Below are 13,742 nucleotides of genomic sequence, written 5' to 3'. Positions count from 1 at the left end.
CGCGGCCCCGGCCGACGGGCAGAACAACACGCCGTTCACCGGCACGGCGCCGTTCGGGCCGCCCTCGTTCGTCCCGAAGAGCGGCTCGACCGTGGGTGTGGGCCAGCCGATCATCATCAACTTCCCGGGCACGGTCGAGAACGCCGACGCGGCCATCGGCGCCGTGCACGTCTCGTCGGTCCCGCCGGTCCCGGGCAAGTTCTACTGGATGACCCCGACCCAGCTGCGCTGGCGGCCGATCAACTTCTGGCCCGCCCACACCGCGGTGACGGTCGACGCCGGCGGTACCGTGTCCACCTTCCAGACCGGCGACACCCTGATCGCCACCGCCGACGACGCCACGCACCAGCTGACCATCACCCGCAACGGCACCGTGGAGAAGACGTTCCCGATGTCGATGGGCATGACGTCGGGCAATCACCAAACCCCCAACGGCACCTACTACGTGCAGGACAAGAAGGCGTCGGTGGTGATGGACTCCTCGACCTACGGGGTGCCGGTCAACTCGACCTACGGCTACAAGGTGACGGTGGAGGACGCGGTCCGCTTCGACAACGTCGGCGACTACGTGCACAGCGCCCCGTGGTCGGTGGACGACCAGGGCAAGCGCGACGTCAGCCACGGCTGCATCAACATCAGCCCCACCAATGCCAAGTGGTTCTTCGACAACTTCGGTCCCGGCGACCCGATCGTCGTGAAGAACTCCAGCGGCGGCAATTACAAGAAGAACGACGGCTCCGCCGACTGGATGAACTAGCCACCAGCGACAGCGCGCATCGCCCATTCCCCAGCGGGATGGGCGATTGTGCGTTTTGGGGGTGGGGCATCGCTGGTCGGGGGTATCGCGGCGGCCCGAATTATGTATAACATCATACATACCCCGCATGGCCGAGGAGCCGCGATGCGTAGTCCCCGCGAGCGGATGGTCGTGTCCGCCGCGCTGTTGATTCGAGAGCGGGGCGCGCGCGCCACCGCCATCTCCGATGTGCTCGAACACAGCGGCGCACCCCGCGGATCGGCCTACCACTACTTCCCCGGCGGCCGCACGCAGCTGCTCTGCGAGGCCGTCGACTTCGCCGGCGAGCACGTCGCCGCCGTGATCGCCGGCGCGGCCGACGGCTTGCACTTGATCGACACGCTGATCGACAAGTACCGACGGCAGCTGCTCGAGACCGATTTCCGCGCCGGCTGCCCCATCGTGGCGGTCTCGGTCGAAGCGGGCGAGCAACAGGACGCCGAGCGCATGGGCCCGGTGGTCGAACGCGCCGCCGCCGCCTTCGACCGATGGACCGATCTGATCGCCGAACGGTTGATCGCCGACGGCATACCGCGGGAGCGGGCGGGCGAGCTGGCCGTCCTGGCCACCACCGCGCTCGAGGGTGCGATCGTGCTGGCCCGGGTGCGACGCGACCTGATGCCCCTCGACGTCGTGCATCGCCAGCTGCGCGAGCTGCTGCTGGCCACCTCGCCCTATCGGGCAGCCGGAAAGGACACCCCGCAATGACCTGGCAACCCAGCGCTTGCATCCTGTGCGAATGCAACTGCGGCATCGTCGTCCAAGTCGAGGATCGCCGGCTGGCCCGCATCCGCGGTGACAAGGCCCACCCCGGGTCGCAGGGCTACACCTGCAACAAGGCGTTGCGGCTGGACCACTACCAGAACAGCCGCGCCCGGCTGACCTCCCCGCTGCGCCGCCGCCCCGACGGCAGCTACGAGGAGATCGACTGGGACACCGCGATCGTGGAGATCGCCGAGGGCTTCAAGCGCATCCGCGACAGCTACGGCGGAGACAAGATCTTCTACTACGGCGGCGGCGGGCAGGGCAACCACCTGGGTGGGGCGTACAGCGGCGCCTTCCTGAAGGCGCTGGGTTCGCGGTACCGGTCGAATGCCTTGGCGCAGGAGAAAACCGGCGAGGCCTGGGTCGACGGGCAGCTGTACGGCGGGCACACCAGGGGCGAGTTCGAGCACGCCGAGGTGGCGGTGTTCGTGGGCAAGAACCCGTGGATGTCGCAGAGCTTTCCGCGGGCCCGGGTGGTGCTCAACGAGATCGCCAAGGACCCGAACCGCTCGATGATCGTCATCGACCCCGTCGTCACCGACACCGCCAAGATGTCCGACTTTCACCTGCGGGTGCGGCCCGGCACCGACGCGTGGTGCCTGGCCGCGCTGGCCGCCGTCCTGGTCCAGGAAAACCTTTGCGACGAAGTGTTTCTCGCCGAGCACGTGCGCGGCGCCGACACCGTCCGGGCCGCGTTGCGCGACGTGCCGGTGGCCGGCTACGCGCAGCAGTGCGGGGTCGACGAGGAACTGTTGCGCGCGGCGGCGCGGCGCATCGCCGCCGCGGCCAGCGTCTCGGTGTTCGAGGACCTCGGGGTGCAGCAGGCGCCCAACAGCACCCTGTGCTCCTACCTGAACAAGCTGCTCTGGATCTTCACCGGCAATTTCGCGAAACAGGGTGGCCAGCACCTGCATTCGTCGTTCGCCCCGCTGTTCGGCCAGTTCTCCGGGCGCACACCGGTGACCGGCGCCCCGATCATCTCCGGGCTGGTGCCCAGCAATGTGGTGCCCGAAGAGATTTTGACCGACCACCCGGACCGCTTCCGGGCGATGATCGTCGAAAGCAGCAATCCGGCTCACTCCCTGGCGAATTCGGCAGCCTGCCGCGAGGCGTTCGGCGCGCTGGAGCTGATGGTGGTCATCGACGTCGCGATGACCGAGACGGCCAGGCTCGCGCATTACGTGCTTCCCGCCGCCTCTCAGTTCGAGAAGCCGGAGGCCACGTTCTTCAACCTGGAATTCCCGCACAACACATTCCAGCTGCGCCGCCCGTTGCTCGAGCCGCTGCCCGGCACCCTGCCCGAACCCGAGATCTGGGCGCGGCTGGTGCGGGCGCTCGGCGTGGTGGACGACGCGGACCTGCGGCCCCTGCGCGAGGCGGCCCAGCGGGGCAGGCAGGCCTACACCGAGGCGTTCCTGTCCGCGGCCGCCGCCAATCCGACTGTGGCGCAGCTGCTTCCGTATGTTCTCTACGAGACGCTGGGGCCCACCCTGCCGGACGGACTGCGCGGCGCCGCCGCCCTGTGGGGCCTCGCCCAGAAGACCGCGATGAGCTACCCGGACGCCGTGCGACGCGCCGGTCACGCCGACGGCAACGCGCTGTTCGACGCGATCATGGACAACCCGTCGGGCGTGACGTTCACCGTGCACAATTACGAGGACGACTTCGCGTTGATCAGCCACGCCGACCGCAAGATCGCCCTCGAGATCCCCGCGATGCTCGACGAGTTGGGGGCGCTGACCCGGACTCCGCCCCGGCTGACCACGCCGGACTTCCCGATCGTGCTGTCGGTGGGGGAGCGGCGCGCCTATACCGCCAACGACATCTTCCGTGACCCGTCCTGGCGCAAACGCGACGCCGACGGAGCGCTGCGGGTCAGCGTCGAGGACGCCCAGGCGCTGGGTCTCGTCGACGGCTGCCGGGCCCGCATCAGCACCGCGGCCGGCAGCGCCGAGGCCACCGTCGAGATCACCGAGACCATGCTGCCCGGTCATGCCGCCCTGCCCAACGGATTCGGGCTCGACTACATCGGCGACGACGGGCGCACGATCACCCCGGGCGTCGCCCCGAACGTGCTCACCTCGACGCAGTGGCGCGATCCCTACGCCGGCACGCCGTGGCACAAGCACGTACCGGCCCGGATCGAGGCCGCCCAGGTGGGCGTCAGTTCCAGATCTTGACCCGGTTGCCCGGTTCCAGGAACAGCGCACCGGCATCGGCGCCGTCGAAGGCGTCGTAGAAGGCGTCCATGTTGCGCAGCACGCCGTTGCAGCGGAACTCCGGCGGCGAGTGAGGATCCACCGCCAGGCGCCGGATCGCCTCCGCCTCACGAGATTTGGTGCGCCATACCTGGGCCCACCCGTAGAACACACGCTGCACGCCGGTGAGGCCGTCGATGACTGGAGCGGGCTGTCCGTTCAGTGACAACTGATAGGCCAGCAACGCGATCGACAAGCCGCCCAGGTCACCGATGTTCTCCCCGACGGTGAACGCGCCGTTGACGTGGTGTTCGCTCGCCAGGCCCCGCGGCGTGTAGGCGTCATACTGCTCGATGAGAGCCTTTGTGCGGGTGCCGAACTCGGCGCGGTCGGCGTCGGTCCACCAGTCGACCAGATTGCCGTCGCCGTCGTATTTGGCGCCCTGGTCGTCGAAACCGTGGCCGATTTCATGCCCGATCACCGCGCCGATGCCGCCGTAGTTGGCCGCGTCGTCGGCCTCGGCGTCGAAGAACGGCGGCTGCAAAATGGCTGCCGGGAACACGATTTCGTTCATCCCCGGGTTGTAGTAGGCGTTGACGGTCTGCGGGGTCATGAACCACTCGTCCTTGTCCACCGGCCCGCCCAGCTTGGCCAGCTCACGGTCGTGGTTGACGGCGTACCCGCGCTGATAGTTGCCGTACAGATCGGCGCGGTCGATCACCAGCGCCGAGTAGTCACGCCACTTCGCCGGGTAGCCGACCTTGGCGGTGAACTTGTCCAGCTTGGTCAGCGCCCGCTCCCGGGTCTCCGGTGTCATCCAGTCCAGGTCGCTGATGCTGATCCGGTAGGCCGCCCGCAGGTTGGCCACCAGCTCGTCGATGCGGGCCTTGGCCCCGGGCGGGAAATGCCGTTGCACATAGAGCTTTCCGACGGCGTCACCCATCAGGTTCTCCACCAGCGACACCGCGCGCTTCCACCGATCGCGGATCTGCTCGGTGCCGGTCAGCAGGCGGCCGTAGAAGTCGAAGTCCGCCGACACCAGCTCGTCGGTAAGCCAGGCGGCCCTGGCGCGGATCAACCGCCAACGCGCCCAGCTCTTCCACACCTCGAGGTCTTCGTTGCGCCACAGCTCGGCGAAGGTGCGCAGGTAATCAGGTTGGCGCACAATTACTTCCGCGAGTGACTCCGGGTCGGCACCAAGCGCGCCGGCCCAGCCGGCCCAGTCGAACCCCACCGCCTCGTCGCGAAGTTCGGCGAACGTGCGCAGGTTGTAGGTGAGGTCCGCGTCGCGCCGCTTGACCACATCCCAGTGCGCCTCGGCCAGCTTGGCCTCCAGCGCGACGATGCGGTCGGCGGTCTGGATGTGGTCGGCCGGATCGCCGCCGAACACCAGGGCGAACATCCGCGCGATGTGCGCCGGGTAAGCCGCAAGCACCTGCGCGTGCCGCTCTTCGCGGTAATAGGACTCATCGGGCAGCCCGAGGCCGGACTGGGTGAAGTGCACCAGGTAGCGCGCCGAGTTTTTGGCGTCGGTGTCCACGTACACCCCGACGCCGCCGCCCGCGCCGGTGCGCTGCAGGGCGCCGATGGCCCGGGCCAGCGCCTCGGCGTCGGCGGCGTCGTCGATGACGGCCATCTCCTCGAGCAGCGGCCGCACGCCGCGGCGCTGCACGGTGTCCTCGTCGAGGAAGCTGGCATACAGGTCGCCGATGCGCTGCGCGTCGTCGTCCCCGGCCGCCGAACCCTGCCGGCTGGCCTCGACGATCAGGTCGCGCACCTGCTCCTCGGCGCGGTCATACAGCTGCCGGAACGCCCCATCGGTCGCACGGTCCGCCGGTATCTCGTACTCGGCCAGCCAGCGACCGTTGACGTGACCAAACAGGTCGTCTTGGGGGCGGATGCTGTCGTCGACAAAGCTCAGGTCGATGCCCGAGCGGATAGCCGTATTCGTCACCCCGCCATCCTTCCATCTTTCCCGGGTGCAACGATCGGGCCATGTCCGACGGCGAGCGAACCGAGCCACCTGCCGAACAAGACGCCGTCGACGTCGACCCCGACGTCGATGCCGACGCCGAGGCGAACGACGACGCCGACGGCGACGAATCCGAAAGCGACGGCGTCTTTTCCCATTACGGCGTCGCGTCCGCGGTGCTCGGCGTGCTGTCGGTGGCCGCGGTGGTGCTCGGCGTCATCATCTGGTCCGACCACCGCGATCAGGTCGCCGAACGCGGCTACCTGAGCCGGGCCATGCAGACCGCCGCGGAGTGGGCGAACGTCCTGATCAACATGAACAGCGGCAACGTCGACGCCAGCCTGCAGCGGCTGCACGACGGCACGGTCGGGGAACTCAACACCGACTTCGATGCCGCCGTACAGCCGTACAAGGCGGTGGTGGAGAAGCTGCAGTCCAAGAGCGCCGGGCGCATCCAAGCGGTGGCGATCGAAACCGTGCACCACGACCTGGACACCCAGCCCGGCGTCGCCCGGCCGGTGGTCACCACCAAGCTGCCGCCGTTCGCCAGCCGAACCGACTCGGTGATGCTGATCGCCACATCGGTCAGCGAAAACGTCGGAGCCAAGCCGCAAACCGTGCACTGGAACCTGCGGCTGGACGTCTCCGACGTGGAGGGCAAGCTGATGATCTCCGGATTGGCGTCGATCCGATGAGGAACATCTGGCGCCTGTTCGCCTTCGACGTCGCGGCCCCGCTGGCCGCGATCGCGGCGCTGCTGGCCATCGGGCTGGTGCTGGGCTGGCCGCTGTGGTGGGTGTCGGCGTGTTCGGTGCTGATCCTGCTGATCGTCGAAGGCGTGGCGATCAACTTCTGGCTGCTGCGCCGCGATTCGGTCAGCCTCGGCACCGACGACGACGCGCCGGGGCTGCGCATGGCGGTCGTGCTGTTGTGCGCGGCGGCGCTGACGGCGGCCGTGGCGACCGGCTACACCCACTGGACCAGGGCGGACAGCGACTTCACCAACGACTCCCGCAAGGTGGTTCAGATCGCCACCGGCATGGCGGAGGCGATGGCGTCGTTCAGCCCCACCGCACCGACCGGTGCCATCGACCAGGCCACGGCGATGATCGTCCCGGAGCATGCGGCCGCGTTCAAGGAGCAGTACACCAAATCCAGCGCCGATCTCGGCCAGCACAACGTCACCGCCCAGGCCACCACGGTGTCGGCCGGAGTCGAGGCGCTCGGGCCGTCGGCCGCCAGCGTGGCGGTGGTCCTGCGGGTCACCCAGAACGCCCCGGGACAGCCGCCCAGTCAGGCGGCGCCGGCATTGCGGGTGACGCTGACCAAGCGGGGCAACGACTGGCTGGTCGCCGACGTGCTGCCGGTGCGATGACCGATCAGTTGGCTTCGGCTGACCGCGCGGACTTCACCTTGACGAACCGGTCCGACAAGCGGCGGATCCGGATCATCAGGGCGGCCGTCGGGCTGGTGCTGCCGTCGAGGTAACCGTCCAACTCCTCGGCGGTGACCCCGATGCGGGACGCGAATTCCTGCGGGGCCAGCCCCGATCGGTCGATCAGCAGCCGCACGTGGCGAGCGACCTCGGCGCGTTCGTTGGCCTCCAGGTGGGCGCGGGCCCGCTCGAGCACCTCCCACAGCGCCTTGGCGATGCCGTAGGGCCGGGTGCCTTCGAGGACCTCTTCGACCTGGCGGGCGGTGCGCCCGTACGGGTCGCGCTTGAGCGCGCCGGCGATGCGCTTCCAGGTCGCGATGTCACCGCCCTGCAGGGCCGAACGGATGGCGGCCGTCGGCCAGAACTCCACCGGCTGCTCGGGGTCCTGGAAGGAGCCGGACGGCCCTCCGTTCGGCCCACCGCCGCGTTGACGCTGTTCGGGGCCCGGCCGGTGGGGCGGCGGCGCAGGGCGTCGGTCGGGTGCCAACGTCACCTCGCCTCCTCCAGCATCGCCACGGCCACTGACAGGCAGCGCTGTCGGATTTCCTCCCAGTCCGAGCCCGCCTCGGCGTCCGGTCCCTGGTCTTCCGGGTGGTCGCAGGGGTGGGGATCTGCGAGTCGACGAACCAACTGGGTGGCAATCCACTGCCGCCTGGATGATTTACAACAGTAATACCTGTCCATTCCGGCCAGCACCACTGCGGCGGTCTCGGGCTCCAACGAATCGACCATGTCTGCAAAGTCGGCATAATCGCGCCGACTGTTACGGCTCATGATCAGGTAGCCCTTCAGCCGCAGCGTCTCGGCCCCGGTGGGCACCAGCAGCCGGTCACCGGTGGGCAGCTGCACGTTGGTGGTCTCCACCGGGCTGCGCCGTTCGTATTCGGGCCCGCCGCCCGCGGCCGCGGCGGTGTCGTTTTCCAGCGCGTCGATCGCGACGGACAGGCGTCCCCGCCACAGCGTCACCGGGTGCACCGGCCGGTCGGTCCCGGCGATGGCCTTGGCGATGCCGTTGCGCGAGGTCAGGCCGCCGACCAGCTTCTTGGCCGCCAGGGAGCCGTTGGTGTGGCCGTTGGAGCCGGGTTTCTTGTCGGCGGCGCCGACGCCCACACTGACCCGCTCCTCGCCGAGCGCGACCTGATGGGGGATCTGCCCGGGTCCCAGTCCGCGGGCCTGATCCTCGTCGGGGCCGGAGACCGCCTGGGCGGCGTTGCGGCCGCAGCCGGTGAAGGCGAGCGGGTCGGCCACGCAGATGGCGTCGGGGGCCAGATGCTTGAGCTTCGCCGCGGACTTGAGCACCATGCGCAGGTCGGCGCTGGGCGCCACGAGCGCCGAGATGTCGTCGGGGATGACGACGACATCGCCCAGGTCGACCTCGGGCAGCGGCCGGTCGAAGTCGACCGACGGCAGCACGCGGGACAGCCAGGACGGCAGCCACCAGTTCCACTGCGCGAACATCGCCATCAGCGCCGGCACCATCACCAACCGCACCACGGTGGCGTCCACCGCGATCGCGACCGCGCAGGCGACGCCGATCTCGGCCACCAGCGGCATGCCCGCGAACGCGAACCCGACGAACACCGCGATCATGATCAGCGCGGCGCTGGTGATGGTGCGCGCGCTGGTGCTGACGCCGTAGGCCACCGCGTCGCGGGTGTTCCCGGAGTGCAGGAAGCGCTCCCGGATGCGGGTGAGCAGGAAGATCTCGTAGTCCATCGACAGCCCGAACGTCATCGCGAGCACCAGCGGGGGAACGGTGCTGTCGATCGAGCTGATCTGGGCGAAGCCGAGGTCCTTCAGCCAGCCCCACTGGAACACCATCACCAAACTGCCGTAGGCGGCGGCGACGGACAGCAGCGTCATCAGCACGCCCTTGAGCGCCAGGAACACCGAGTGGACGGAGACCAGCAGCATCACGAACGCGATCAGCGCCACGATCGCCAGCACCAGCGGCTCGGTCTTGGACACCTGGTCGTCGAAGTCCTTGATCAGCGCGGTCGGGCCGCCGACATCCACGCGCGCCGTGCCCGCCTCGGGCACCTTAGGCAGCTGGGCGCGCATCCAGCCGACGGTCTCGCGGGCCTTCATGTCCTCGGGATCCACCGACAACACCGCGGACAGCAGCGCGCTGCCGTTGTCCTCCGCGAACTGCGGCGGCGACACCGACACGATGTTGGGCGCCTGTGACATCCGCTGGCGGATCGCGCCGACGGTGTGGCTGTGCTCGGGGGAGGCAGCGCCGCCGTCGGGGAAGTTGATCAGCACCCGGATCGGGCCGAGCGCGCCGGGTCCCAGCGCCTGGGCCGCCGCGCCCACCCCGGCGCGGATCTCGTGCGACGAGTCGAACTGGCGCAGCAGGCTGTTACCCAGCACCATCGACGCGGCGGGCGCGGCCATCACGAGCAGCACCAGCGACGCCGCCAGCGCGGATATCCACGGGCGGCGCATCACCCAGCCGACCCAGCGGTTCCAGAACCGCGACTGGGTGCTTTCCGGCCGGCGCGACCAGTGCAGCAGGGCCGACCGCTTGGCGGCCGCGCGGCCGAACGTCGCCAGCGCCGCCGGCGTCAGCGTCGTCGACGTCAGCATGGCCACGGCGACGGCCAGGATGGCGCCGGTGGCCATCGACTTCAGCGCCGGGGTGTTGATCACGTAGATCCCGGTGAGCGAGGCGATCACCGTCATCCCGGACAGCACCACGGCCAGCCCGGAGGTGGCCATCGCGGCGTCGACGGCCTCGCGGGGCTGGCGGCCGGTCCGCAGTTCCTCCCGGAATCGCATCAGGATGAACAGCGAGTAGTCGACGGCGAGCGCGATGCCGAACATCGACACCGTCGAGGTCACGAAGACCGACATGGTGGTGTACGCGGACAAGAAATAGACCAGGCCCATGGTGACCACGACCGTGCAGATGCCCAGCGCCAGGGGGATCGCCGCGGCGGCCAGCGAACCGAACACGGCGAGCAGCACGATCAGGATGACCGGCAGGTTCCATTTCTCGGCCGCCGCGATGTCGTGCTTGGTGTTGGCCGCGGCGGCTGCGGACAGCGCGCCCTGCCCGATGACGTAGAGCCGGACCCGGCCGTTCGCGGTCTGGCCGGGTTGATCGCCCTTGATGCCGACCTTGGTGCGCAGCTGCTTGGCCACGTCGCTGGTGTTACGGGAGTCCAGCCGCACCGACAGCACGTACGGCCGGTCGGGCTGCGGCGGCCGCTGGGCGGGGTTGGGGATCTCCCCGGTGCCGGGGATGCCTGCGGCGATCTGCCGCAGCTGCGCGACGGCGTCGTTCATGTCCTGGTAGCTGGCGTCGGGGCGGGGAGCGGCCACCAGGGCCAGCGACGACCCACCCTGGTCGTGGTAGAGATCCTCGAGTTGGTCGTGGACCGCCAGCGACTGCGATCCGGCCACGTCGAAGCCGCCGCCGGTGAGATTGCCCGACTGTGTCAGCGCCAGGTAGACGGCGGGAACCAATGCCAGCAACCAGCCTGTGAAGACCAACCAGCGGTACTTACGCAGGCTGCGGCTGAGGCGCATCATTAACTGCTGGATTTTTCTCGCTCCCCGGTGCTCGCGTAACGCGTGCTGGCGACGATACCGCAGCAGGCTGTGGATTATGTGGGCTTATCTGGTTCCTGAGCTGCGGCGACGGTGTTGTTGCCAAGACGCTGCGAAGATGTTGTGAACCGGTGACCAAGGGGCCCGCGACGACCCACCCGCTGACGGGTCCGCCACGCCGCAACACCGTCGGCTAGGGCTCGCTGTCTTTCTCCGGATGCCGCTCGGCCGGATCACGGTCCGGCGGTAGCGGCCCCTGCAGGGCGGCCTCGGTGGAGTCGGCCGCGGGCTCGCCGGCGAGCGGAATGACCGGCAGCGGGCCCGTGATCGGATCCTCGTCGGAATCGGTGACGTTCTCGGTGCGGAACACGAAGAAGAACACCACCCAGCCGATCGCCGAGATGAGCAACCAGCTGATCAGCCGGTAGATCAGCATCGCCGAGATCGCGTTGGGCAGTGACATGCCGCTGGACACCAGGCCGGGCACCAGCACCGCCTCGACGATCAACAACCCGCCGGGCATCAGCGGGATCGTGCCGACCGCGCGGGCGGCCGCGTAGGCCACCGTCAACCCCGCCACCGACGCGTGGTCCCCGGCGGCGTAGGCGGCGAAGCCCAGGCAGGCGACGTCGGCGATCCAGTTGAACATCGACCAGCCGAACGCCACGCTCAGGTCGCGCCGGCCCAGGCTCACCGACTCCAGCTGCATCAGCGTCTCGCGCCACTTGTCCAGGCCGGCCTCGGCGGGCCTGCCCCGAACCGAGTTGACCCACGCCAGGACCCGGCTGCCGATGCCGTCGATCAGCTCCGGGCGCGACGCGACGGCCTGCGCCAGCAGCAGCAACGCCACGAAGCCGCCGAGGGTGAACAGCAACGAGAACGGGTTGTTCTTCGCGCCCAGCAGGAAGGCGCCGCCCAGGCCGAGCAAAGCCAACCCGACCGCCTGCAGCACCCCCGACATCACCAGCTGCCACGACGCCACCACCGTCGAGGCGCCCCACAGCCGCTGCTGGCGGAACAGGAAGGTCGCCGACAGCACGGGCCCGCCGGGCAGCGTGGTGCTCAGCGAATTCGCGGCGTAGAAGGCCGCCTCGGAGCGCAGCTGCTTGACGTGCACGCCCGCCGACTTGAGCAACGTGCGCTGGATCTGGGCAAAGCTGTGCATCGACGCCGCCGCCGCGGCCACCGAGGCGAGCAACCACCACCAGTTCGCCTCGTACAGGCTCATCCAGGCCTTGGCCAGCTGATCCCAGCCCAGCGAAACCTCGACGGCAAGCACGATGGCCACCGCGCCCAGGATCACCCAGCGCGCCCACCAGTACTTCCCGCGCGGGGTCTCTTCGCGCGGGAAGTCGAGATTGCGGGCGGGTGCGTCGTGCGGCACGTGATTTAGGGTAACGGTGCAGGTGGCGCGGCGATCGCTGCGCATCGCCTACCGTGTCTCGGACGTTCTGGGGTCGTAACCGGATCGTGCCGACGGTATGGGCTCCGGCGACGCCCAGCCGCCCGCGGACACGGCTGAGACACGTTTGGCGGCACCCCGCTGCGGATAGGCTGGCGAGATGTCAGCAAACCTCGACGACGCCTCGGTCGAACCCCTTGTCCGCAAGACCGCAGCCTGGGCCTGGCGTTTGCTGGTCATCCTGATCGCCCTGCTCGCCCTGCTGTGGGTGGTGCAGAAGCTGGAAATCATCGTCGTTCCGGTGCTGGTGGCGCTGCTGTTGAGCGCGCTGCTGGTGCCGGTGGTGGACTGGCTGGACACGAGGGGCATGCCCCGCGGCGGCGCGGTGGCGCTGGTGTTGCTGGGTGGCTTTGCCATCCTGGGCGGCATCCTGGCGTTCGTCATCCTGCAGTTCATCGACGGTCTGCCCGGCCTGACCGAACAGGTGGCGCACAGCATCGAGTCGACGCGGCGCTGGCTGGTCCACGGCCCGGCGCATCTGCGCAACGAACAGATCGACAGCGCGGGCAACGCCGCCATCGAAGCGCTGCACAACAATCAGGCGAAACTGACCAGCGGCGCGCTGTCCACCGCGGCCACCGTCACCGAGCTGGTGACGGCGGCGGTGCTGGTGCTGTTCACGCTGATCTTCTTCCTCTACGGCGGGCGCAACATCTGGCAGTACGTCGTGCAGATCATCCCGTCCGACGTCCGTCAGCGGGTGCATGAGGCCGGCAACGCCGGATACGGATCGCTGATCGGATACGTGCGGGCCACCTTCCTGGTCGCCCTGACCGACGCCGCCGGGGTCGGCACCGGTTTGGCGATCATGGGCATCCCGCTCGCGCTGCCGCTGGCCTCGCTGGTGTTCCTGGGGGCGTTCATCCCGCTGGTCGGTGCGCTGATCTCGGGCCTGGTGGCCGTCGTGGTCGCGCTGCTGGCCAAGGGCATCGTGTACGCGCTGATCACGCTGGGCCTGCTGATCGCGGTCAATCAGATCGAGGCCCATCTGCTGCAACCGCTGGTGATGGGTCGCGCGGTCTCGATTCACCCGCTCGGGGTGGTGCTCGCCATCTCCACCGGCGGCGTGCTGGCCGGCATCGTCGGCGCCCTGCTGGCGGTCCCCACCGTCGCGTTCCTCAACAACGCGATTCAGGTGCTGCTGGCGCCGGACCCGTCCGCCGAAGCCGAAAAACAGACCGAGGAAGCCGACGAGCAGAACACGATCCTGCAGGCCGAACCCGACCAGCCCGAGAACGAATCCGCCTGAGGCTCAAGGCTTCCCGATTGCGCCGGGTAGACGGTTACAGCCGTCCCTCGCGACGCAGCAGATCTTGGGCGGACAGCCCGCCGCCGGAGCGCCGGCGTTGCCGGGCCGGGTCGCCGTTTTCGCCCTGCCCGCGCGCGTTCGCCTGATCGGTGGCCGCGTTGGGATCACCGGGGCCCGAGCCTTCCGGCCGCATTCTCGGCAGGGCGGTGGTGGGCTCGGCGGTGTCGCCGTCGTCGGAACGGTTGCCGGGCACCGGGATTGCCCGCGTCTGATCGCCGGACGGCGGTGCCGCCGGACCGGTCGCCGGGGG

General features: G+C 69.2%; 11 protein-coding genes. 6 read left to right on the top strand and 5 right to left on the bottom strand.

What is annotated here, in order from left to right:
- The 3 genes from DQP57_RS24370 to DQP57_RS24360 form a co-directional block, all read left to right on the top strand.
- Positions 1-757: L,D-transpeptidase (locus DQP57_RS24370; RefSeq protein WP_112635222.1), on the top strand; the 757-nt coding region annotated here is incomplete at its 5' end.
- A 144-nt stretch (positions 758-901) separates the two neighbouring features.
- Positions 902-1,504, top strand: a complete 603-nt coding sequence (locus tag DQP57_RS24365) for a TetR/AcrR family transcriptional regulator (RefSeq protein ID WP_112635220.1) — start codon at positions 902-904, stop codon at positions 1,502-1,504.
- On the top strand, positions 1,501-3,741 hold the full coding sequence (locus DQP57_RS24360) for a molybdopterin oxidoreductase family protein (protein ID WP_112635218.1): 2,241 nt from the start codon (positions 1,501-1,503) through the stop codon (positions 3,739-3,741). Before DQP57_RS24365 ends, DQP57_RS24360 begins: the two co-directional genes overlap by 4 nt.
- Here the strand turns inward: DQP57_RS24360 and DQP57_RS24355 are convergent.
- On the bottom strand, positions 3,725-5,713 hold the full coding sequence (locus DQP57_RS24355) for a M13 family metallopeptidase (RefSeq protein ID WP_112635216.1): 1,989 nt from the start codon (positions 5,711-5,713) through the stop codon (positions 3,725-3,727). The two genes, DQP57_RS24360 and DQP57_RS24355, sit on opposite strands and share 17 nt — an antisense overlap.
- A gap of 41 nt (positions 5,714-5,754) precedes the next feature.
- On the opposite strand from DQP57_RS24355, the gene DQP57_RS24350 reads away from it, so the two are divergent.
- On the top strand, positions 5,755-6,426 hold the full coding sequence (locus DQP57_RS24350; RefSeq protein WP_112635214.1) for a hypothetical protein: 672 nt from the start codon (positions 5,755-5,757) through the stop codon (positions 6,424-6,426).
- Positions 6,423-7,106, top strand: coding sequence for a hypothetical protein (locus DQP57_RS24345; protein ID WP_112635212.1), 684 nt, complete (start codon positions 6,423-6,425; stop codon positions 7,104-7,106). Before DQP57_RS24350 ends, DQP57_RS24345 begins: the two co-directional genes overlap by 4 nt.
- 4 nt (positions 7,107-7,110) lie before the next feature.
- Here DQP57_RS24345 and DQP57_RS24340 read toward each other — a convergent pair whose 3' ends face one another.
- The 3 genes from DQP57_RS24340 to DQP57_RS24330 all read right to left on the bottom strand — a co-directional run bounded on the left by DQP57_RS24340 (position 7,111) and on the right by DQP57_RS24330 (position 12,105).
- Positions 7,111-7,659, bottom strand: a complete 549-nt coding sequence (locus DQP57_RS24340) for an XRE family transcriptional regulator (protein WP_112635210.1) — start codon at positions 7,657-7,659, stop codon at positions 7,111-7,113.
- A complete protein-coding gene (locus DQP57_RS24335; RefSeq protein ID WP_112635209.1) occupies positions 7,656-10,703 on the bottom strand; it encodes an MMPL family transporter in 3,048 nt (1,015 codons plus the stop codon). The genes DQP57_RS24340 and DQP57_RS24335 overlap by 4 nt, the downstream gene beginning before the upstream one ends.
- A 211-nt stretch (positions 10,704-10,914) precedes the next feature.
- Positions 10,915-12,105, bottom strand: a complete 1,191-nt coding sequence (locus DQP57_RS24330; protein ID WP_112635207.1) for a lysylphosphatidylglycerol synthase transmembrane domain-containing protein — start codon at positions 12,103-12,105, stop codon at positions 10,915-10,917.
- Between the two features lie 178 nt (positions 12,106-12,283).
- On the opposite strand from DQP57_RS24330, the gene DQP57_RS24325 reads away from it, so the two are divergent.
- On the top strand, positions 12,284-13,432 hold the full coding sequence (locus DQP57_RS24325) for an AI-2E family transporter (RefSeq protein WP_112635205.1): 1,149 nt from the start codon (positions 12,284-12,286) through the stop codon (positions 13,430-13,432).
- A 34-nt stretch (positions 13,433-13,466) separates the two neighbouring features.
- On the opposite strand, the gene DQP57_RS24320 is transcribed toward DQP57_RS24325, so the two are convergent.
- The coding region (locus tag DQP57_RS24320; protein WP_133259305.1) for a hypothetical protein at positions 13,467-13,742 on the bottom strand (276 nt) is incomplete at its 5' end.

The sequence above is a fragment of the Mycobacterium colombiense genome, from assembly GCF_003284935.1.
GTDB classification, from domain to species: Bacteria; Actinomycetota; Actinomycetes; order Mycobacteriales; family Mycobacteriaceae; genus Mycobacterium; species Mycobacterium arosiense_A.
The sequence above is the reverse complement of the archived record's forward strand: the minus strand, read 5'-3'. Positions and strand labels throughout refer to the sequence as shown.